The organism is Paenibacillus sp. USDA918EY (genome assembly GCF_009870825.1).
GTDB classification, from domain to species: domain Bacteria; phylum Bacillota; class Bacilli; order Paenibacillales; family Paenibacillaceae; genus Paenibacillus_AQ; species Paenibacillus_AQ albilobatus.
The window spans coordinates 361126-382858 of the sequence record NZ_WTWY01000005.1 but is presented as its reverse complement, the minus strand read 5'-3'; the positions used below and the strand labels follow the sequence as shown (position 1 = coordinate 382858).

The following is a 21733-nucleotide window of genomic DNA, read 5'->3' as shown; positions in this document are numbered from 1 at the left end:
GGATCGACAGGAGCCACCGGATCGACAGGAGCCACAGGAGTAACAGGTGCAACCGGAGCAACTGGTGCAACAGGAGCCACGGGAGCCACGGGAGCCACGGGAGCGACAGGAGCAACAGGAGCCACAGGAGCCACGGGAGCAACTGGTGCAACAGGAGCTACAGGAGTGACAGGTGCAACGGGGACAACAGGAGCCACGGGGGCTACGGGAGCGACAGGAGCTACAGGAGTGACAGGTGCAACGGGGGCAACAGGAGCAACGGGGGTTTTCGAGCAATTCCAAGTCTCCGAGAACTCTCCAAATACTTCCGGAAGCTCGGCGGTCAGCATTACTGCAACCCCGGTCACACTAAAAACGATAACCATCACAGGAGTACCGACAGGAAGCCGGGTGTGGTTAACGGGAGTCGTTGGTTGGCAGGCCACATTAGGCTCATCGGCAATCCAACTGCAAATCCTTCGCGGAGCGACGTTAATTTTCAGCATCAATGCCCACGCGGCTGGGAACAATGCATTTGCAACGACCAGCGTGAACCATGTGGACATAACTCCAGGTACCGGAAACGTCACTTACTCGCTGGATGCTTTGGCTGTCGAAGGTTCAGCGATGGCGATTGGAGGCATTACTTTTACAGGTTCCTTAATCAATCCTTAGCTTAAAGACGGTTACTCGCCACCAACAACTTCCCTTCAAAAGGGAGAACAGCCATATGCATTAGTCATAAAGAACCCAGGTCTTCACATAAGGAGGCAAGGGGATAATAAATAGCCATGGAGGGTTCGGGTGACACCTTTCCATGGCTATTTCGTATATAGACAAGACATAAAGAAAAGAGGGATATCCGTGAGTCTACACATCAAGGAAATTACCAAAGGGAACTGGCGCGACGCCGCAGCGTTATCCGTTTCAGCCGAACAGCAGCGTTTCATTGAAAGCAACGCGTTTTCGATGGCCGAATGCTTCTACGAATTGAACGCCGTCTCCGTCGGCCTGTACGATAACGATACGATGATCGGCTTTGCCATGTACGGATGGCCGGACGGCGAGCAGCGGAGCGCGTGGCTCGACCGCTTCATGATCGACCGCCATTTCCAAGGAAAAGGTTATGCCAAACGATTTCTCCTGCACATGATTCGTTATATCGAACAGCAATACGACTGCAAAACCATCTTTCTAAGCATTCACCCCGATAATGAGCATGCCAAAAGTCTTTATGAAGCCATGGGATTCCGGTTGAACGGGGAAATCGATAACGAAGGCGCCGTCCCGGGTCTGGTGATGGAACTTGATTTAGACGTTTTTGGCGAGGTCCAACCCGATGAGGGTCAGATCTGAAGCGCACGTCCCTCCGGCCGATGTTCGGGCTGATCATGTATAAGCGCACCGTCTTCGAGATGAAGCCAGGTATCGAAGCGGCGTTCCCCTTCCGTCAGTTCAATGACCCTCGCTCCCGTCAGGAACGGTTGACCCAAATAAGCGTTGCGGGTCGTACGTCCGTAACATAGCCGAATTCCATGCAGCGTTCCCCAAAAATCATTCCCGTGGTCATGACCCACGAAGGTGCCCATGATATCTCCCATCTCCACCATAGCGGCAAAAAAACCGGTATTGATCCACGGCGCGCAGCAATATTTGTCAAGCTTTTGCCCGTAGCATACTGAAAAATCCCAAACATCGTTGTACTCGGGAAGAGGGATGTGAAAAAAGCCGAGAGAAGGGAGGGGGGAGCCTCCGTTCCTTACGGTCAATCGGTACGATGTTTCCGTATACCAAGCGATCTGGCTTCGACGGATCCAATCGTAAAAGCCCAGCCGCAAGTGCTCCAGCGGCGAGTAGCTCCCCGAATCGAGAAAATACAGCGCAGCGGCAGCCTGAAGATCCCTTCCCAAAATTTCGAGTACAAAGTTTCCCGTCCCCTGAACATTCGGCGGATCGGGTTGTGCGTAACAGTAGCGATGCGCCAGCTGCAGGTTGTGCAGCTGCTCGCGCGTGACGTTTGCCGCCTCGGAATCATGATTGCCGAACACGGCTGCCCATGGCACCTGCATTTCTTCGGGCACGGACACCGCATCCTTAAAAGCCCGAATCGGGTCCGGGCTTCCGCCGCTTGCGATCACATCCCCGGTATACACCACCAAATCGGGCTTTTCCGCTTTCAGGATCCTTTGCATCATCGCCTTCATCCGCGTTTCTTCTTCGCTTGGCCGCGCAAATTCCGTGTCCGTAAACTGAACGATTTTGAATTTGCCGCTCGGATTAAAATGAAGCGTTTTTCTCATGCCGGTTCCCTGCCTTATTTGCCGACAAAAGACGGCAGCTTGGCGTCCCAGTTTTCCGGCAGCCCCAGTCCCAGCGCGTGCGCGGCAACGGCCGCCGTATCGACGATGTACAGGCCTGGAACCTCCGTGCCGGGTTCAATCCCGGGGCCGACGCATCCCCAGAATACGTTTTTATCCATCGGATGATCGCTGCCATGGCTGTATTTGTTGTCTCCGCCGCCGCCATGGTCGGTAAGGAGAATGACGAGGCTGTCCTCAAGCAATCCCAGCTTCTCGATGGTGCCGAGCACGCGTCCGAACAAACCGTCATTTTTGGAGATGGCCTCCAGATAAAGCTTGGAATCCGGACCATAACCGAATTTATGGCCCGCCGCATCGGGCTCGTCGAGCTGCATGAACAGCAGCTTCACGTCGAGGTTGTGCTCCAGGTAGTTTTCGATGGCGCCGACCAGCTCTTCATCCGGCAAAGATTCTTTATGTATCCCCAAATCCTCCTCGATGATGCCGCTGTTGATCGGCCTCCAGCTGGAGAAGGCGGCAAGCTTCGCTTCCGGCCAAGCTTCCCGCGCCAGGCGGAAGATCGAAGGGTACGGCGAATCGGAAGGAAATGTTGTCGTTGCCGCGACTTCGTTATTTAATTGATGTTTTTCCGGTGTGACCCCATGCAGGATCGAACCCCAGCATTCCGCGCTGATGGTCGGAGACTGCGCTTGCGCCGTAAGCGTAGACGCCCCTTTTTTCAAAAAAGCATCGATGATCGGAGTGTCGGTATGCTGAATGAAGTTGCCTGCCCCGTCCATTCCCAAAATAAAAACCCGCTGAATGCTGTTGCCGTTTATCAATCGAAAAACCTCCTTAAGAAACGATAAATAATGTAAGCGTTATTATGAACCCTAGCATAAAGAGTACGTCGAAGGCTGTCAATCCATTCCGGCCAACTTGCGGAGTGTTTTTGCAAGAAGTCATGATCGTGGCATCAGAAAGTCACGACGATGGTGGTTGACCGGACGAACCGCAAGATAGAATGGGGATGAAAAGGTTTACACGACTCGATGCGAAGGGGCTGGATCATGAAGAACACGTCATATCTGCGAAGAAGTCTAAAAAAGTACAAGTGGCTGCTGCTGATGACGCTGCCGGGCGTCGTGTATTTGTTCATCAACAATTACATTCCGATGTACGGCGTCATTCTCGCATTCAAAAACTACAACTACGTCGACGGCATTTGGGGAAGCGAGTGGGCGGGGCTTGATAACTTCAAATTCCTGTTCAACTCGGAAAACGCGTACGTCATTACCCGGAACACCTTCCTGTACAACTTCGTTTTCATCGTGCTGAACTTGGTGTTAGCGGTTCTCGTCGCGCTGCTCATCAACGAAATTAAGGAAAAAGTGGTCAGCCGATTTTATCAGAGCACGTTTTTGCTGCCCCATATCATTTCGATGGTTGTCGTGGCTTACCTGGTGTACAGCTTCCTGAACGTGGACAGCGGCCTCGTGAACCGGTTGCTGATCAAATGGTTCGGCGCGGAAGCCGTTTCCTGGTACGGGGAGCCGAAATATTGGCCGTATATTTTGGTCATCGTCAACGCGTGGAAAAATGTCGGTTATTTATCGATCATCTACTTTGCTTCCATTATCGGCATCGACAAGGAATATTACGAAGCAGCCACGATCGACGGCGCCAGCAAGTGGAAGCAGATGACCCGGATCACCATTCCGCTCATCCTGCCCGTCATCACCACCATGACGCTGCTTGCGGTCAGCAGCATTTTGCGGTCGGACTTCGGCTTGTTTTACCAGGTGCCGATGAATACGGGGGCGCTCATCCCGACGACCAATACGATCGATACGTTCGTATACCGGGCCATGGTCCAATCCGGCGATATCGGTATGTCGACAGCGGCCGGATTTTATCAGTCCGTCGTCTGCTTCGTGCTGATCCTGGCCGCGAACGCGGCGGTCAGACGCATCAACAAACGGGATGCCTTATTCTAATCCGTGAGAGGAGACACAGTGAAGGGAATGAATATAAGCAAACGCATCGGACCCGCATTCATCCACCTGTTTTTTTGGGGATTCACCATCGCGTCGTTGGTTCCGTTTTTATTGGTGTTCATGGTGTCCATCTCCAGCGAGGATTCCATCTTGAAAAACGGCTACTCCCTATTCCCGAGCCAAATCAGCTTTGCGGCTTACCAGTTTTTGTTCAACGATTTTTCCGAAATCGCCAAAGCTTACGGGGTGACGATTTTGAGCACGCTGGTCGGTACGGTCGTGAGCCTGCTGATCACCGCCTTGTTTGCTTATCCGTTATCGAGGCCGGACCTGCCGTTTCGCCGGACGCTTTCCTTCTACATTTTTTTCACGATGCTCTTCGGCGGGGGCATGGTACCCTGGTATATTACATATGTCAACATGTTCGACATGAAAAACACGATTTTTGCGATGATCATACCGAACCTGTTGTTGAGCGCGTTTAATGTGCTGCTGATGCGAAGCTTTTTCGCTTCGAGCATTCCGGACTCCGTCATTGAATCGGCCACGATCGACGGGGCGGGCGAGCTCAGAATCTTTTTCAAAATCGTCGTCCCGCTTTCACTGCCGATCATGGCGACGATCGGTCTTTTCAATACGCTGTCTTACTGGAACGATTGGTACAACTGCATGCTGTTCATCGACAAGCCCGAGCTCTACAATATCCAGTATTTGATGACCAAAACGCTGACGAATATCCAGTATTTGCTCATGAAATCCAACAGCACCGCCCAGGTCGGGGAATTGCTTGCCAAAATGCCGCAGGAAACGGTCCGCATGGCGCTGGCCGTGGTCGGGATAGCCCCTTTATTGTTCGCTTACCCGTTTTTCCAAAAGTATTACATCAGCGGGATTACAAGCGGCGCAGTCAAAGGTTGACATATCGCATCACGAAAGGGGAGGTGGGACGGGCATTCCTGTTTTGAAAAGCAATTGCATGCTTCGAAAAAAAGCGATAATCGAGAGGGGTACGAGATTGAAAATGAAAAAAGCCTATTTAGCGCTCATGATCATGTTATGCGGCATGCTGGCTTTAGCCGGCTGCGGAAAAGGGGATTCGGACAAACCGCAAGACGCTGCGGCGGCCGGGGGAGGCGGAAACGAATCTTCGCTCAAACCTTACAAAATTACGCTGGTGTATCCGGCGACCGCCCCGAAGGATTTGCAGCTCGTGCAGGACGAAATGAGCAAATATTTGACGGAAAAAATCAATGCCACAATCGAGCTGAAGCCGATCGAATGGGCTTCCTGGGACGATAAAACGAACCTGATGAAAATTTCCAACGAGCCGTTTGACTTGATGTTTACTGCCAGCTGGTTCTCTTATGCGAAGGATGCCGCCAAGGGACAGTACCTGGAGCTGGATGAGCTGATGTCCAACTACGGCAAAGATATCCCCGGCGTGCTTGGCGAGGATTTCATTAAAGGGTCCAGAATCGGCGGCAAGCTGTTCGCGCTTCCGACCAAAAAGGAGTTCGGCCAAGGGTTCGGCTTCCTGCTGGACAAAAAGCTGGTCGACAAATACAAGTTCGATACGAATGGCGTAAAATCGATGGAGGATCTGGAAGCGATGTTCAAAACGATCAAAGAGAACGAACCTGGTGTCACGCCGATCGTTTCCAGCAAATTCACGAATATTTGGGAAGCGGCCAATTACGACGGCATTACGGCCAATCTTGCGATTCCGCGCGGCAGCAAAGAACTAAAAGTCGTGGATACGCTTGAAGATCCGAAATACCTTGAATTTTATCAACGCATGCATCAGTGGAACCAGAACGGCTGGTTCGACAAGGACATCCTGACGTCGGACGCCGACCAGGGCATCAACATGATCAAGGCGGGCAAAGCTTTTGCGGTGGCCCAATCCTTGAAACCGGGCAAAGACAAGGAAATGAGCATTAACGCAGGTGTCGAATTGGTTCAGGTGGAAACGGCGGAGCCGTTCACGACGACCGGCGATGCGCAGGGCGCGATGCTCGGCATTTCCCGGACCTCCAAAGATCCGGCAAGAGCCATGATGTTCCTGAATCTGCTGTACACCGATCCCAAGCTGCTTAACATGCTGGATTGGGGGATCGAAGGCAAGCATTACGTCAAAAAATCCGAAAACATGATTGACTATCCGGAAGGCGTCAACGCCGACAACGAAGGATACCCGAATCCGGGCGGCTGGATGTTCGGCAACCAGTTCAACTCCTATCTCTGGGCGAACGAGGATCCGAACAAATGGGAAGAGTTCAAGAAGTTCAATGAAAGATCCGAGCATTCCATCGCTCTCGGGTTTGCTTTTAATGAAGAGCCCGTGAAGTCGGAACTCGCATCCATCCGCAATGTTGAACAGGAATTCGGATCGACGCTGAGATCGGGCGCGGCGAATCCCGAGGATATTATTGCCAAATGGAAGAAAAAGCGGGATGCCGCAGGCTTTGACAAAGTGAAAGCCGAAGTCGAGAAGCAGCTTGCCGAGTGGGCTAAGACGCAAACCAAGTAAATTCCAGCGACCTCAAGCAACAGGGGGAATTCTGAACCGGGACTTTGGAATGGAGTCCTTCGTAAGGGATTCCCTTTTTTTCCGCATGTCACTATACTCAGAGGTAGATAAACCGTGATACGCCATAACCATGATTCTACCATCCTTTTCAAAGAGCCGGGGAAGTGCATGAAACTGCTGAACATTAAACACTCGCTACGCTTTAAGCTGATTATCGGTTTCGTTACGATTGCGGTTCCGCTCGTCGGACTGCTTCTTTACAACAATTATTATGCCTCCAATACGATCCGGGAGCAGGTGGCCGATTCGAATAAAAACTCGATGATTCTGTATTCCCACCAGATCGAGGCATCGCTGAACAAGGAAACGAATTTTCTGTACAACATCGCGCTGGAAGACCCGAACATCGCCGCGCTGTCGCAGCTGCGTGAAAATACGGACGAATATTACTTGACCAAAGCAAGAATATTGAACACGCTTACAAGATACCACCGCTTTGATAAAAGCGTCGATCTCCAATTCATCTATTCGGTAAAAACGCGGGATCTGTTCAACACGCCGATCCAAACCTCGTCTTATGAAGAACTGGAATCGATCAAAACGACGATCGAAAAGGTGGTGACCGGCGTTAAGCCGGACAGCGATTATTTCCGGGAATGGAAGGCCATCGAATACGGACAGGAAAAATACGCATTAATCCGTCTCGTCGATACGGGGGACGGTTTTTATCTCGGCGCATTCGTGGAACTGGAAAATTTAATGATTCCGCTGGATTTGATCCATCTGGAAGACGGGTTTGCCAGCTTCGTTAACAGCCGGGGGGAGTTGATCACCAATACGTCCGCCATCGGCGGGCATCTCCTGGATACGTCCCTGGCCTCCGAATCGAACGAAGTGTATCAGGTCATTAACAAGGATGACCGGAAATACGTCGTCGTCATGAACCGGATCCAGGGAACGGACGTTATTTTGGGCGCGTTTGTGCCGGAATCCCAAATGCTGAAAAACTTATACCATTTTCGGAGGGTTATCGTCCTTATATCGATTGCGGCTTTTATCACGCTGATCATTTATTTGGTTTACCTGAACGACATCATCTTGAAGCCGATGAACAACCTGATCCGCGGGATGCGGCGAATTAAGCACGGGGATTGGGATACGAGGCTTCATTCCTCCAAATCGAAGGAATTCGCCATCATCAACGAAACGTTCAACGGCATGGCGTCCGAAATCCATGACCTGAAAATCAGCGTATACGAGGAACAGATCAAAGCGCATAAAGCCGAGCTCAAGCATTTGCAGCTTCAAATCAATCCACATTTTCTGCTGAATTCGATCAACATCGTCTACAATTTGGCCGAAATCAAAAATTACGGCGTTATCCAGCTCATGTGCATGAACCTGGTCAAATATTTTCGTTTTACGACCAAAACCAACCAGGTTGCGGTTACGATCGCCGAAGAGATGGAGCATATGGAAAGTTACATCAAAATTCAGCAGGTCCGTTTTCCGGAGCGCATTACCTATGCGTTCCGCATCGCCGATCAAGCGGAGCATGCGGCCATTCCGCCCCTGCTCATCCAGCCGTTTATCGAAAATGCGATCAAATACGGATTCGATTTCATGGATCATCCGTTTCACATCGAAATTGACATTCGCTTGCCCGGAGAGGACCAATTGGAAATCATGATCCGGGACAATGGGAACGGATTTCCGGACGACGTGCTGCGGCAGCTTCAATCAGGCACCTTCAAGGCAAGCCGGGACGGGCAGCATCTGGGCATTTCAAACGTCCAGTACCGGCTGAAGCACATTTTCGGGCAAAAAGCTTCCTTGTCATTTGACAACGCCCCTGAAGCGGGGGCCAGAATCAAAATCGTACTTCCTTTCCGGACGGTTGAGCAGTTTACTTCATATTGATGTATTGAAATGGAGGCAGCGGTGATGTACAAGGCACTGATCGTCGACGACGAAATTTATGCGGTGATGGGGATCAAAAGCGGAGTGGATTGGGAAAAGCTGCACGTGTCCGAGGTTTACGAGGCTTACAATATGAGGGATGCATTGCAGATCTTCGATCGCACGCCGATCGATATTATGATTTGCGACATCGAAATGCCGAGAGGCACGGGCATCGAGTTGTTAGAAAAGGTCAACGAAATTTCTCCGGAGACGGAGACGATTTTCCTGACCGCGCATTCCGCCTTCGATTTCATGAAACGGGCCATCCAGCTGGACGGGTTCGATTATTTGCTAAAACCGGTCGAATTCGACGTGCTGCAGGAGACGATCTCCAAGGCACTGGCTTCGATCGAGGAAGAAAGGGAATTACATAAGCTGCGCAAGCAGTATAAACCGTATTATGACATGTGGCGGAAGAAAAAGCCGCTGATCGTGGACAAGTTCTGGAACGATCTTTTTTCGGGCAGAATCGTATGCACGCCGGACAACGCCGCGAGCATTTTGGAGGAGCATGAACTGTCGGATTTGAAGGATGCGCCGTTTCTGCCTATCCTTGTCAGCGTAGAGTCGTGGCTGCGCGAATTCAGCACCAAAGACGAGGAAATCATGGAATACGCCATTCGAAAAGGCGCGGCTGAAATGCTGCTGCCTGCCGGAAGCGGCGAGGTCATTCAAACGAAGCAAGGAGTAAACGTTGTCGTGATCGCCGGCGATGCATGGAAGAACCCCTTGTTCGATCTTCATTCCCGCTGCGAAAAATACGTCCAAAACTGCCACAAGTATTTCGGATGCAACGTATCCTGCTACATCGGCACAAGCTCCAGCTTGTATGAGGTGGCGGAGACGTACAGGCAGCTGCTGGAAATCGAATATAACAACTTGAACAAATCCAACCAGGTGTACTCCATGACATCGCAAGGCACGCATTCGATCCAAACGATGATTCCGCGGATTTCGACCTGGACAATCCTGCTGGAACAAGGGAAACTCGAAGAGCTTCAAAACGAAATCCGCTGCCGGATTTCCGAAATGAAGAAGATTCAAGGGCTTTCCTTATCCGGACTCGAAGGATTCCGCCATGAGTTTATGCAAATGGTGCATTATATTCTTCATAAAAACGGACTGTCCGCCTTCGAGCTGTTTCAACCGCAGGAAGGGATGCTGCTGAATGCGCAGCCCCGGAATTTGGAGCAGCTGGAGCTATCCGCTCTCCGCATGGTCGGAATCATTCACCAGGAGCTGCATCAGAACCATTCCGTCATTCAAAGGATTCAATATTACATCAAGGAACATTTGAGCGAACCGATTACCCGTGAACAGCTTGCCAGCTACGTGCATTTGAATCCGGCGTATTTATCCCGTTTGTTCAAGCGCGAGGTTGGGGAGTCCATCACGGATTACATCCTGCATCTTCGGATGTCGCTTGCCAAAGACTTGATCGAAAGCTCCACCATGCCGATTTCCGATGTAGCAAAAACATTCGGCTACCACAATTTCTCCCACTTTTCCAAAATGTTCCGCAAAGTATATGACGCCTCGCCGCAGCAATTCAGGCAGCAGTCGGTATGACAGCGATGGGGCAAACGGAAGGACTTTGGCGAAGCCAAGGTCCTTCCTGTCATTAACCGTCATTCTCCCCTTTGAGCCGCGTTTATCCATTTTACAATGTCGACTTTGCTTTGGGTTTTAGCGCTTTCCAGGGCTGCAAGCACCATGGCCATGCTAAACAGATTGTCGCTGCAGTCGGTTTCGGGTTTGCGTTGTTCGTGCAAGGCAGCAAACATTTCGTCCAGGCAGCCGTGATGGAAAGTATGGTTCATTGCGACCGGTTTGCCGGGAATACGTTCATACTCGCGAATAAACCGGTCCGTATGGTCGGCTGCCGCAACCACCTCGGCAAAAGGCTCGCCATGCCCGTCCCAAATGGCCGTCCCGCGTTCGCCGGTTACCCGCCAGGAAGCTTCCCAGGAAGTCGGGGCCCCCTCGGCGCACCACGATCCGCGGTAATTGAAGACCGACCCGTCCGACATTTCGAAGATGCAGACGGCCATGGCATTCCCTTCGTACCATGAACCGGGGGGATTCGACTCATGGCAGTATACGCTGACGGGGTTTGCCCCCAAAAGGAACCGGGCTTGGTCAAACGTATGGATAGCCATGTCCAGCAGGAGCGGGCTGTCCATCGCTTCGCGGAAGCCGCCGAAATGCGGGCCAAGGAAAAAATCCGCCCCGATAAATCCCGGCCGGCCGATCGTCCCTTCGGCAATCAGGTTTCGGAACGAACGGATCCGCGGATCATAGCGGCGGTTTTGCATGACGGCATGCGTGCGCCCTAAACGATTTGAGGTTTGTACGATATCGAGGCAATCCCGGATCGACTCGGCGAGCGGTTTTTCGGCAAACACGTCGCAGCCCGATTCCATGGCCGCGATACCGATATGATGATGGCTGGAGGGGATGGTGACATCGAAAACCAGATTCGCTTCGGTCGAAGCAATGGCCTCTTTGACGTCCGTGAAGACAGGGCAGGACAATCCTTTCCGTTCCGCCATGGCAGTCGCTGCCTCCAGATGAATATCCACCAGCCCGACGATTTCGCCATCTTCCCTGCCGATGACATAATCGACCCACGTATTCGCCATCCCGCCGCATCCCGCGACGACAACCCGGTGCTTTTTCGTCATCTTGCGATCACTCCTATATTGGCCTATAGTATTCGTAACACTCTCATTATAACGGCCGTTTTTTCCGATTTCTCTACATGATCTTGTGCAATACTAGTCCGATTTTGCGGAGGTAGCAACAAATGACCCACCCGAAGGAGCTTTGGGAAAATACGCTGCTCGAAAACAGCGCCTATCCGTTTCAACTGTTTCAAAATCGCTGCATGTCCGTGCCTGCCGGAGAATGCGTTCTGTATTTGCACTGGCATGAGCATTTTGAATTTTTGGTGATGAAAAAAGGAAACGCCGTTTTCCATATCGACAGCCGTCCTTACGTGTTGCAGGAGGGAGAAGTGGCGCTCATTCCCGGAGGCAGCCTGCACGTCGGCTACTCGCTTGCGAAGGGAGACGTCCATTACGATTGCGTCGTCGTGAACGCATCCCTGTTTCGGGAATGGCTTCATGATCCGCTGCATATCCAATTTGTCGCGCCCTATTTGGAAGGAAGGCGTCAATTTCCGGTTAAACTGTCGGAACGGGAGGAAACCGACTCCAGCTGCATGCCGCTCCTGCACGACATCATCGGAGAGCTCGCCGCCAAACCGCCTGCCTATCCATTGATCGTAAAATCCAAGCTGCACCTGTTGTTTTCGCTGCTTGCCCGTCTTCACATGCCCGATCCGCAAGAGTTTCGGCCGGAAACCGTTTATTTTCCCAATCGGGAACGTTTTAAAGAGCTCATCCAATACGTCGACGCGAATTTTGCCGAAAAAATGACCGTCGAGCAAGCAGCCGGACGGGTCAATCTCAATCCTTATTATTTTTGCAAGCTGTTCAAGCGGCTCACCGGCCTTACGTTTATCGAATACGTCAATACGTGCCGAATGAAGGAAGCAAGGCGACTGCTTCTTGCCACCAACGATTCGGTGACGGATATCGCGGCGAAAGTGGGCTGCGAGAATCCGAACTATTTTACGAAGATGTATAAGAGGTATATAGGCTTGACCCCCTCGCAGACGAGGAAGGGGTAGGGGAATCCGGCCCTTGCGAGGCTTAAAATCAAGCCAAACCAATAAAGACCAGCTTACATAAAACGTAAGCCGGCTTTTTACGTTTTTCACCCTGCAACCGGGCAAGCATGCCAAGAGAAACTACGAGCTTTTGGGCAAGGCGGCATCGCCCAAAGAACGCCCTACGGTGTTTTTGACCTGAAAAACGTCTCCCCTGCGGTTAGGGGCGGTCGGAACCGACGTAATGTGTTCTCCCTGAAGCATGATGCCAAGCTCGGCGGTCGTCAGTTTTGGACTGCGGCCATTCAAGCGGCAGCTGGAAAAGCGGACGGTTGAAATACGGGCCAACCCGGATATGGTGGACCCCACCTGCGGCGCCTCGACGATCCATTCCGCGGAAGACTGCGGCCCGGTGTAACGTTTTGTCGTACGGAACGTCCAGTTTTGGGATGCGTTCCGCAAATAAATAAGCCAGGTCGAACCTCTGATTTTCGAAATGACGGCTTGAATCCGGTCGCCCGGATGGACGGGGTAAGGGATCGGCGTCATAACCGCAGGCAGGATTTCCCACCATGCATAGTAGCGGGCTTTTCCGTTTACGAAGTCATGTCCGGTTCCCACTTGAATCAGGCTCGTATTGCCGAAACCGTCAATCCCGATCCAAGCGGATGAATAAGTAGTGTGCGAGCTGGACCTCACAACAGGGACGATCCATTTTGCGGATATGCGACGAAAGGACTTGGACCGTCCGGACACGGCGTAACCGCTCCAGTTGGCGGAGATCCATCCTACGCTGTTTAAGCGGGGTTTTCCCGGCCTTGATCGTACGCATGATCTATGAAAAATGTTCAACGATTCCACCACCTCTTTTGTCGGATAATCTATCCTATTGCGCTATTGGAAGAGTTGCGTGGGGGAATGAAGGTTATCAAAAGCTTGTTTTCTTGTCATTCGGGTCATAGAAAAATAGTTGCGCGGAACTCTCGACCATAACTTTTTATCCGATCGTTGTGTTATATAAACAGGGAATGACTTGTAGAATGGGGGACCCTTTGGATGACTATAAACTGGCCAAGCGTTATTGTTGCGTTTATATTTATAGCGGTCGTTGTTCTATCGGTTATAGGTTTGCTGCGATTTGTGTTCAAAAACCGATAGCTTTCTAGTGGGTTGGCAAAATCTTAGCCCATGCGATCCGGTGGTGGGTGGAAGACAGAAACTTCATGTAGCTCATTTCGAAAAACTGCTCGATGGAGCGGTTTTTTTGTTTGCAAATTTTTCTTTCGTATGAATCCCAAAGAAACATATTTACTTTTGAACGAAAATAAATTACTGTATAAATCAAAACTGGGAGGTGGGAAGTTATGGAAGAACTGCATCTGAACGTTTCCCTGCTGCGCGCCAGAATTCCGAATTTAACGGTCGCGGCCCGCTCGGCAGGATTAAGGCCTGCAACGGTATCCAATCTTTGTACAGGAAAAATACCTGTCGGGAGGGCGGAGGTTCGCACGCTTGCGGCGCTTGCGTCCCTTGCCGGATGTACCATGGATGAATTGATCATTCGCGGCAATCCGCTGGGCATGCTCGAAACGGGAATCAAGGTGCTTGATTTATTGGCTCCCTTGGTCAAAGGCGGCAGCATCGGGCTGGTGGCCCGCCAAAACGTCGGGCAGCTGGCATTGCTGACGGAGCTCATGCACAGGTTCAAAACAATGGATTATGCAACCGTGTTTTGGAAGCCTGCAGAACATACGAAAGGCATCGAAGAGTTGTTTCATGAAGCGGAAGCCGTATGTGATACAGCCGCAGAAACGTATGAGCGGATTCTTCAATATGCCAAAAGCAGGGATGTCATCTTAGGAGCCGATCGCGCCATGGTGTTGTCCGGTGAGTTGTTCGACCTCGAAGAACAACTGAAGTCGGCCGGCATTCGCCCGGTCACGACGATTTTGGTTGACGTTAGCGGTGAATCGGTTGATGAAGAGCTTCCCTTTGGCCCGCTGGATACGTTTTTGCGTTTTGATGCGGAATTGACGACAAGGGGGCTTTTTCCGGCCATCGATCCCGTTGCGTCCACTTCGGTTATGCTGGAGGGAGGACAGTTAGAGCCGCTGCATTTATCCATCCAACAACAGGCCAAAAAATTAATGCGCCGTTACCGCGATTTAAGACCTTTGTTCCATTTTCGGGGCGAAGAAAAGCTCCCGGAATCCGAAAGAGTCCTGTTCAAGCGGGGGGAGCGGCTGGAGGCGTATTTATCCCAACCTTTTTACATCGCCGAGCCGTATACCCGGAAAAAAGCGGAATGGATTCCTCTCCGGGACACATTGGAGGATGTGAGGATCATTTTGGAGGGCGGAGCCGATCACGTTCCGGTTAAGGACATCCATTTTACGGGACGCCTCATGGCAAAGGCGTAGGGTCGGTACTTTTTAAATCACGGTTGGTTTGAATCATTCGACATAACGGTAGTTCGGGTGACCCCGGAGATATCAAACCCAGCTTCATTGGAGGCGAGGTTTTATGGCTTTGCATAAGATTGATTTGTCCAAGGAAGCGCTCATCGGGAGTTTGACGAAAGAGGTTCCGCCGCTGCTTGCCGTATCTTCCGGAGATTCCGTCTGTTTTAGCGTCCCGGATGCGGCTTGGGGCTTGGGGGCGGCTTATACCGACCGAAAAAAGCCTTTTGCAAGAAGAGAAAAACTGGACGGAGGGCATGCCTTGTTCGGCCCCATTTACGTGGAAAACGCCAAGCAGGGAATGACCCTTGCGATCCACTTTGAGCGGATCATTCCAGGCAGCTACGGTTTTACGTCAGCCGGGCAATACCCGAACTGGCAAAATCAACAATTGCATTTAACCGATTTCCGGGAGATTACTTTGGACTGGACTCTGGATCAAGTAAAGATGACGGGAACCTGCCGCATCGGCGGAAAAACTTATACGGCTCCGCTTCGTCCTTTTATGGGCGTGATCGGGATGCCGCCGGAGGACACCGGGGTTCATTCGACTTGGCCGCCCCGCTTTTGCGGAGGCAATATCGATTGCAAGGAGTTGGTTAGCGGTAGCACGCTGTATCTGCCTGTTCCGGTTGACGGGGCCTATTTGGCCATCGGCGACGGACATGCGGCGCAAGGGGACGGGGAAGTAAGCTGCCAGGCGATCGAATGCCCGATGGACGAGGTGGAGGTGAGGCTTCAGCTTTTGGAGGACGTCCGATTAAAATATCCGCGGGCGAACACGCCTGCCGGCTGGATTACGTTCGGCTTCCATGAGGATTTGAACGAAGCGACGGTGCAAGCCTTGGACGGCATGCTTGATTTAATGGGGGATTTATACGGGCTGAACCGGGTTCAAGCGATGGCATTGGGCAGCACCGCGATCGATCTTCGAATCACCCAAATCGTCAACGGGGTGAAGGGCGTGCATGCCTGCCTTCCGCATGACCGGATCACGCAAAAGTAAAATTCGCATTCCATAACATTTCATGAATATATGACAGGGTGCTGTCATGGATTAGGTGATAAGATGAATTCAAGTCAAAGGAGGAGATGAAAATGACGCATCCAGCCATTGAAATGTACGATTATCACGTGTGGGAAATTTCCCGGATCATCGACCGTCTGAAGGAAATTCCGGAGGCGTTGTACCGAAAAGAGATTGCCAGCAGTTTTCCGTCCATCGCCAAGACGATCGCCCATATTTACATCGTTGACACGGTTTGGTTCCGAACGCTGCAAGGAACGGAGCTGGAGGAGGCAATGCGATTGTCCTGGGCAAATAAGGATGAGCTTGAAAACGCACCGCTGCTTGAATTGGAAGAAAAATTTAAACGTCTGTCCAGGGAATGCTCCCGTTTCCTTCGTGAACAGGAAGATCTGGAGAAGCGTATCACGCTGAACAATCCTTACGCGGGCATCCGCGAAACGACCTTGGCCGAAATCGTGATGCAAATCGTCACGCACGGTACATACCACAAAGGCAACATTTCGACGATGCTGCGGCAGACGGGGCATGCTTCCGTGATGACCGATTTTATGTATTTTTTGTATTTAAAGGAATAATGCGTCGGTTTGCGAAAAATGCGAGTCATGCTCGTTCGGAAAGAATCATCCAAAAGGATGGTTCTTTTTTTGTGAATCATTATACTAAAAGCATACGAGATTTCATGATCTTAGCACTCGCGGGAGGTACTTATGAAGCTGCAGGCGGCGGGAAAGGCGTCCAAATGGTATGTTTATCAAAAAATCGTCATCGTTTTTATTTTATTTTTGCTTCCCCTCATTTCCATGAACATTTGGTTGAATTACAAGGGCATGTCCGTGACGAAAAGCGCGATTTTGAATTCCTCTCAGGCAGGGGCGTCCTTTTATTCCAAACAGCTCGACAAAGAGCTGTATTTCATTCGGAATTTGCAGCTGCAGCTGATCAATGACAAGGATTTGCAAAAGCTCAGCTTTCGCGGAAGCCTGCTGGAAGATTACGAGGAGGTGGAGCTGATCGACCAGGTCAGGGATCGTCTCTCCACGCTGATGGCCTCCAGCGAATATGTGGTGAACAGCGGGGTATACGTCGAATCCGTGGCAAAAACCATTTCGATGAGTTCGGGAGTTACGGGCACGCCCAACGATGAAATGATGCAAATCACGTCGCTGCTCAAAATCACGCCGAAGCCGTCCTTTTACCTTAGCGGCAACCGGATATTCCTGATTGAAAGCGCAAACAACAACAGCATTGTGACTTACATCGAAATTTCCAGGCCGATGCTGCTGCAGGCGTTAAATGAAATCGCGAAATTATACCCGGAATCCGAGGTGCTGCTCGGGAGCAAAGAATTCGGGACGATGCTGACGACGGCGAAACAAACCGACGAATCCACGGAAATTTTGAAGCTGACGGATGAGGAAAACGCAAACCCGGATCGGCCGCAAATCAAAAAAGCGCATGGAGTCAATTATTTCATTACCCGCAGCAACGTCGGTTCGCTCCACTTGTCGATGATTATGTACGTGAACCAAAATGAGCTTACCCGTCCGTTAAGCCAATTTATTACCTGGTTTTATACGCTGTTCATTATCGCGATCATCGTGATGATCCTCTATTCGTTTTCCGTCAACGTGATGATTCACCGGCCGTTGTCGAAGCTGGTCAAAGCCTTTCATATGATCGAAACCGACAATCTCAACATCACGATCGAATCGAAGACGAAAGACGAATTCCATTACGTGTTTAACAGTTTCAACAAGATGGCGCGCCGGCTCAAAAATTCGATCGAGGAAAACTACGAGCAAAAAATTGCTCTTCAGCATTCCCAATTGAAGCAGCTTCAGTCCCAAATCAATCCGCATTTTTTGTACAACAGCTTTTTTAATATTTATATGATGTGCAAAGTGGGGGACGCCGACAGCGCCGCGGAGCTGTCCCAAAGGCTCGGCAGCTATTATCAGTACATTACGAGAAGCGGGGCCGACGAGGTTCCGTTCTACAAGGAATACCGGCACGCGCTCGATTATTGCGATATTCAGTGCATCCGGTTTTCCAACAGGGTGTCTTTTGCATACGACGAGGAGACGGAAATTCCGCCTTCGATTACGGTGCCGCGGCTGATCATCCAGCCGATCGTGGAAAACGTGTTCGAGCATGCATTTGAAGACGGCATGATGGAAGGGAAGGTGTTTATAAGCACGGAGTACGGGGAAGGGAAACTACGCGTCTCGGTCGAAGATAACGGAAATCTGGCCACCGATGAAATGATCGGGCAATTGAGCGGCAAGCTTGCCGTGGATTCAAAAACGATCGAAAATACGGGGTTGATCAACGTCAATAACCGTTTAAGGCTTAAATACGGGCCGGAAAGCGGCTTAACGGTCACGCGAAGCAGGCATGGCGGCTTAAAAATAGATCTGATCATTATTCTCGAAAGCATGAAGGAGGCGGCAGCATGTACCGATTGTTAATCGTGGACGACGAGCCGGTCATCGTCAATGGATTGATTCAGCTTTTTCAGGAGAACACCGAATTCGAATTGGATGTATGCAAAGCCTACTCGGCTGCGGAAGCGCTGAAAACCGCAAAAAAAATGAAGCTCGACATCCTCGTCAGCGACATCCGAATGCCCCAGAAAAGCGGACTGCAGCTGGTCGACGATATCGTCTATTATTGGCCGCACTGCCGAATCATCTTTTTGACCGGATACAGCGAATTCGACTACGTTCAGGAGGCGCTGCGCAAACGAGCGGACAATTACATCTTGAAAACCGAAGGGATTGAGCCGATCTTTCGTGCCGTGAAAGATGCATGCCTTAAGCTTGACGAGGAGAACCGCCGCAGAATTCAGGAGGAAAAAGCGAAAATGCATTTTCAAATCGCCGCCCCCGTGCTCAGAAACGAGCTGGTAGGCAGGATTTTGCGCGGAGAGACCGCTTCCGTTTTGCTGTCCGAGCCAAGGTATGAGGAGCTGAACTTTCGGATTAACGCGACAGAACCGGCATTTTTTGTCATGGGCACCGTGGACGGTCCGGAGGACGCGAACAGGAAGGAAGCGATCGTTTCGGTGCAAAGGGCCTTCGGCAATTACCTGCCGGAATCGATTGCCTGCGAGCCTTCCGTTATAGAGGAGGGGATCCTCGTTTGGCTGCTCCAGCCAAGGGAAGAACTGCTCGCCCGTTTTTTGCCGCCTGAACCGGAGGGGTCTTGTTGGAGAGGATTCACGGCATATATGAAAGGGATTTTGGAGCTGGTTCAAAACGAATGCGAGAGCCTGCTCGGCGCGTCCGTCTCTTTTGGCATTTCCGGGGAGTTAGGCGAGAGCTGGACTACGATTCTTAACCAGTATGAAACGCTGCTCGGGGTTCTGAAATCCAGGGCTTCGCTCGGCCAGAACATGATCGTGATCGATATCGAAAACGCGAACAGGCATCAGGAGGTTTTGGACGATCCGGAGCAAATGAAGCAGGAAGACATGAAATCGTGGGTCATCGGGCAAATTCAAAGCTATGTCCAAAATCATCTGGCGGGTGACGTGTCCCTGACGGCGATCGCGGAAAAGGTGCATTTTAATCCGTCCTACCTGTCGCGCTATTACAAACAGATGACGGGACAAAATTTGCTGGACTACATCCAGTCGAAAAAGCTGGAGGCGGCCGTGCACCTCATGATGCACACCAACCTGAAGCTGAACGAAATCGCCGCCCGCATCGGGTTTGATTCGCAGTCCTATTTTACGACCTTTTTCAAAAAGAAGACGGGGATTTCTCCGCAGGAATACCGCAGCTCAACCGAGAGACGGGGATAACGGAACCCAGTCATTCAAAAAAGGATTACGGAAAAATCCAAAGAGCGACTTTCAAACAGCAATATATAGAGCGACATGGTTTCGTTCATCTATATATTGTATCCGGAAGCGGCCGCAATCGAATTTTTGCAAAATCCTGAAAAAAGTAAATAAAGTGAAAGGGAAGTAAAAAACTCAAAATTGATAGCGTTTTCTTCTGGAACCTATAATTAAACACATAAAGCAATTGGCAATTTCAGCATACACAAAGGGGGAAACGCGTTGATCATGAAAAAAATCAATCCATGGAAAATGATTTTGCTCGTCACGATGTCGCTTTCGTTATTTACGGCATGCTCCAGCCAAGGCAAGGATTCGGCAAACTCGGCTGCGGAACCGTCCTCCAAAGAGGAAAAAAAGAGCTCGGACGCGCCGCCCGAACCGCTCGGCAAATACCCCGAAACGGTGACGGTGACGGAAGTGCTCGGCTATAACCCTCCGGAAGACCCGCGGACGCCGAAGGGCATTACGCCGGAACAAAACGCTTACCTCAAAGATTTGAAAGACATGCTCAACATCGAAGTCAAGTACAAATGGACCGTTCCGTCCAGCCAATTCGAGCAAAAGTTCTCGCTGGCGATGGCTTCGGCCGACCTGCCGGACATTATGGAGCTCGACCAGAAAAACTTTGAAAAGCTGAAAAAGCAAGGCATGTTGGCCGACCTGACGGCAGCCTACAACGATTACGCTTCGCCTGAACTGAAAAAATACATGGATTCCGACGGCGGCTTCGCCATGAAGACATTCTCCGAAGACGGCAAGCTGCTCGCGATCCCAGCCTTCGAGGACCCGTTCCTCTCGACGCAGCTGCTCTGGCTCCGCAAAGATTGGCTCGACAATTTGAAGCTGCAGCCGCCGAAAACGATGGATGAGCTGGACAAGGTTGCCGAAGCCTTCGTGAAAAACGACCCGGACCAAAACGGCAAAAACGACACGTACGGGGTATCCCTTCAAAAGAATCTGTTTTTCTGGGCATACGACCTGAGAGGATTCTTTAACGGCTTCGGTGCCTATCCTTCGATCGGGGACAACCAATCCGCCTGGATCAAGGACAGCAGCGGCAAGCTGGTCCCGGGACTCATTCAGCCGGAAGTGAAAACCGCGCTTGCCAAGCTTCAGACCTGGTACCAGAACGGCATATTGGATAAGGAATTTGCATTAAAAGACGAAAACAAAGCGGTTGAAGACATTACGGCAGGCAAAGTCGGCATCGTATACGGCGAATGGTGGTATCCGAACTACCCGTTGAACCTGAACGTGGACAAGGATCCGAAGGCGGAATGGATTGCCGTTCAAATTCCGGGACTTGACGGTCCGGGCAAATCGCTTGTGCCGAAGATCCGGAGCGGAAAAGTATTCGCCGTAAACAAAAATATGAAAAATCCGGAAGCCGCCATCAAAATGATCAATTTCTATATCGAAAAAGGCAAAAAGAAATACATCGATCAAAACAAAGCGGAGAACGGTTACGTCTACAACTGGTTTAATCCGCGGATTTACAACCCGGCCCAAATCGATACGATTTATACCGAAGTCAACAAGGCGCTGGATGCGAAACAGACGGAAATCACGCTGGATGACGAAAACTACAAAAACGTTGCCGACGTCTTTAAAGCAGCCAAGGATTATCTTGCGGGCAACACGGCCAATGCCTCCAAAGGCGTAAACTGGGGTCAATATTTCAGCCGTGCCGCAAAAGACGGGGGCTGGGGAACGACGCGGCAAATCAAGGAAAGCGGCGCTTTCGTGAACAACGAGTTTTTCGGCCTGCCGACGGAAACGCAGGTTGAAAAAGGCGCCCAGCTCGACAAGCTGATGCAGGAATCCTTTACAAAAATCATAATGGGCGGTTCCCTGGACGAGTTCGACAAGTTCGTTCAAAGCTGGAAATCTCTTGGCGGCGATCAAATCACCCAAGAGGTCAACGATTGGTACAGCAAAGAGGCTGCAAAATAAAAG

Annotated in this window: 18 protein-coding genes; 14 read left to right on the top strand and 4 right to left on the bottom strand. The window is 51.0% G+C overall.

Going from position 1 to position 21733, the window contains the following annotated elements; translation table 11 throughout:
• Positions 1-228 precede the first annotated feature (228 nt).
• Positions 229-654 (top strand): hypothetical protein, encoded by a 426-nt coding sequence (locus tag GQY55_RS31015; RefSeq protein ID WP_236575594.1) that lies wholly within the window; start codon positions 229-231, stop codon positions 652-654.
• Between the two features lie 189 nt (positions 655-843).
• Entirely contained in the window at positions 844-1335 is a 492-nt protein-coding gene (locus GQY55_RS13830; protein ID WP_160042260.1) for a GNAT family N-acetyltransferase, read from the top strand.
• Here the strand turns inward: GQY55_RS13830 and GQY55_RS13825 are convergent.
• Positions 1326-2279, bottom strand: coding sequence for a metallophosphoesterase family protein (locus GQY55_RS13825; protein WP_160042258.1), 954 nt, complete (start codon positions 2277-2279; stop codon positions 1326-1328). The genes GQY55_RS13830 and GQY55_RS13825 overlap by 10 nt on opposite strands.
• Before the next feature lie 14 nt (positions 2280-2293).
• Positions 2294-3121: an alkaline phosphatase family protein gene (locus tag GQY55_RS13820; protein WP_236575593.1), complete on the bottom strand. Its 828-nt coding sequence runs from the start codon at positions 3119-3121 to the stop codon at positions 2294-2296.
• A 228-nt stretch (positions 3122-3349) separates the two neighbouring features.
• Between GQY55_RS13820 and GQY55_RS13815 the strand changes: the two genes are divergently transcribed.
• The 5 genes from GQY55_RS13815 to GQY55_RS13795 all read left to right on the top strand — a co-directional run bounded on the left by GQY55_RS13815 (position 3350) and on the right by GQY55_RS13795 (position 10337).
• Positions 3350-4276 (top strand): ABC transporter permease, encoded by a 927-nt coding sequence (locus GQY55_RS13815; RefSeq protein ID WP_160042256.1) that lies wholly within the window; start codon positions 3350-3352, stop codon positions 4274-4276.
• 27 nt (positions 4277-4303) lie between these two features.
• Positions 4304-5194 (top strand): carbohydrate ABC transporter permease, encoded by an 891-nt coding sequence (locus GQY55_RS13810; protein WP_201452153.1) that lies wholly within the window; start codon positions 4304-4306, stop codon positions 5192-5194.
• Positions 5195-5297: 103 nt separating this feature from the next.
• On the top strand, positions 5298-6806 hold the full coding sequence (locus tag GQY55_RS13805) for an ABC transporter substrate-binding protein (protein WP_160042322.1): 1509 nt from the start codon (positions 5298-5300) through the stop codon (positions 6804-6806).
• Between the two features lie 168 nt (positions 6807-6974).
• Positions 6975-8726: a sensor histidine kinase gene (locus tag GQY55_RS13800; RefSeq protein WP_160042252.1), complete on the top strand. Its 1752-nt coding sequence runs from the start codon at positions 6975-6977 to the stop codon at positions 8724-8726.
• A 24-nt stretch (positions 8727-8750) separates the two neighbouring features.
• Positions 8751-10337: a helix-turn-helix domain-containing protein gene (locus GQY55_RS13795; protein WP_160042250.1), complete on the top strand. Its 1587-nt coding sequence runs from the start codon at positions 8751-8753 to the stop codon at positions 10335-10337.
• 59 nt (positions 10338-10396) lie between these two features.
• Here the strand turns inward: GQY55_RS13795 and GQY55_RS13790 are convergent, their stop codons facing one another.
• The gene (locus GQY55_RS13790) at positions 10397-11452 is read right to left on the bottom strand and encodes a Gfo/Idh/MocA family protein (RefSeq protein ID WP_160042248.1); all 1056 of its coding nucleotides are present in this window, start codon (positions 11450-11452) and stop codon (positions 10397-10399) included.
• Positions 11453-11574: 122 nt separating this feature from the next.
• On the opposite strand from GQY55_RS13790, the gene GQY55_RS13785 reads away from it, so the two are divergent.
• Positions 11575-12462 (top strand): helix-turn-helix transcriptional regulator, encoded by an 888-nt coding sequence (locus GQY55_RS13785; RefSeq protein WP_160042246.1) that lies wholly within the window; start codon positions 11575-11577, stop codon positions 12460-12462.
• A 120-nt stretch (positions 12463-12582) separates the two neighbouring features.
• On the opposite strand, the gene GQY55_RS13780 is transcribed toward GQY55_RS13785, so the two are convergent.
• On the bottom strand, positions 12583-13293 hold the full coding sequence (locus tag GQY55_RS13780; RefSeq protein WP_306434033.1) for a G1 family glutamic endopeptidase: 711 nt from the start codon (positions 13291-13293) through the stop codon (positions 12583-12585).
• Between the two features lie 512 nt (positions 13294-13805).
• On the opposite strand from GQY55_RS13780, the gene GQY55_RS13775 reads away from it, so the two are divergent.
• From GQY55_RS13775 to GQY55_RS13750, 6 genes are all read left to right on the top strand, one after another.
• A complete protein-coding gene (locus tag GQY55_RS13775) occupies positions 13806-14861 on the top strand; it encodes an ATP synthase beta subunit C-terminal domain-containing protein (protein ID WP_160042242.1) in 1056 nt (351 codons plus the stop codon).
• A 103-nt stretch (positions 14862-14964) separates the two neighbouring features.
• Positions 14965-15906: an acetamidase/formamidase family protein gene (locus tag GQY55_RS13770; RefSeq protein ID WP_160042240.1), complete on the top strand. Its 942-nt coding sequence runs from the start codon at positions 14965-14967 to the stop codon at positions 15904-15906.
• Between the two features lie 92 nt (positions 15907-15998).
• Positions 15999-16505 carry a DinB family protein gene (locus tag GQY55_RS13765; RefSeq protein WP_160042238.1) on the top strand — a complete coding sequence of 169 codons (507 nt, stop codon included), beginning with the start codon at positions 15999-16001 and terminating at the stop codon, positions 16503-16505.
• Positions 16506-16637: 132 nt separating this feature from the next.
• A complete protein-coding gene (locus GQY55_RS13760; protein WP_160042236.1) occupies positions 16638-18398 on the top strand; it encodes a sensor histidine kinase in 1761 nt (586 codons plus the stop codon).
• The gene (locus tag GQY55_RS13755; RefSeq protein ID WP_160042234.1) at positions 18383-19735 is read left to right on the top strand and encodes a response regulator transcription factor; all 1353 of its coding nucleotides are present in this window, start codon (positions 18383-18385) and stop codon (positions 19733-19735) included. Before GQY55_RS13760 ends, GQY55_RS13755 begins: the two co-directional genes overlap by 16 nt.
• 267 nt (positions 19736-20002) lie before the next feature.
• Positions 20003-21730, top strand: coding sequence for an extracellular solute-binding protein (locus GQY55_RS13750; protein ID WP_160042232.1), 1728 nt, complete (start codon positions 20003-20005; stop codon positions 21728-21730).
• Positions 21731-21733: the final 3 nt, after the last annotated feature.

Coding starts and splice junctions, on each gene's coding strand:
- GQY55_RS13750 (WP_160042232.1), top strand. CDS start 20,003: ATGAAAAAAATCAATCCATGGAAAATGATTTTGCTCGTCACGATGTCG.
- GQY55_RS13825 (WP_160042258.1), bottom strand. CDS start 2,279: ATGAGAAAAACGCTTCATTTTAATCCGAGCGGCAAATTCAAAATCGTT.
- GQY55_RS13805 (WP_160042322.1), top strand. CDS start 5,298: ATGAAAAAAGCCTATTTAGCGCTCATGATCATGTTATGCGGCATGCTG.
- GQY55_RS13760 (WP_160042236.1), top strand. CDS start 16,638: ATGAAGCTGCAGGCGGCGGGAAAGGCGTCCAAATGGTATGTTTATCAA.
- GQY55_RS13765 (WP_160042238.1), top strand. CDS start 15,999: ATGACGCATCCAGCCATTGAAATGTACGATTATCACGTGTGGGAAATT.
- GQY55_RS13785 (WP_160042246.1), top strand. CDS start 11,575: ATGACCCACCCGAAGGAGCTTTGGGAAAATACGCTGCTCGAAAACAGC.
- GQY55_RS13815 (WP_160042256.1), top strand. CDS start 3,350: ATGAAGAACACGTCATATCTGCGAAGAAGTCTAAAAAAGTACAAGTGG.
- GQY55_RS13755 (WP_160042234.1), top strand. CDS start 18,383: ATGTACCGATTGTTAATCGTGGACGACGAGCCGGTCATCGTCAATGGA.
- GQY55_RS13790 (WP_160042248.1), bottom strand. CDS start 11,452: ATGACGAAAAAGCACCGGGTTGTCGTCGCGGGATGCGGCGGGATGGCG.
- GQY55_RS13810 (WP_201452153.1), top strand. CDS start 4,304: ATGAATATAAGCAAACGCATCGGACCCGCATTCATCCACCTGTTTTTT.
- GQY55_RS13770 (WP_160042240.1), top strand. CDS start 14,965: ATGGCTTTGCATAAGATTGATTTGTCCAAGGAAGCGCTCATCGGGAGT.
- GQY55_RS13795 (WP_160042250.1), top strand. CDS start 8,751: ATGTACAAGGCACTGATCGTCGACGACGAAATTTATGCGGTGATGGGG.
- GQY55_RS13800 (WP_160042252.1), top strand. CDS start 6,975: ATGAAACTGCTGAACATTAAACACTCGCTACGCTTTAAGCTGATTATC.
- GQY55_RS13775 (WP_160042242.1), top strand. CDS start 13,806: ATGGAAGAACTGCATCTGAACGTTTCCCTGCTGCGCGCCAGAATTCCG.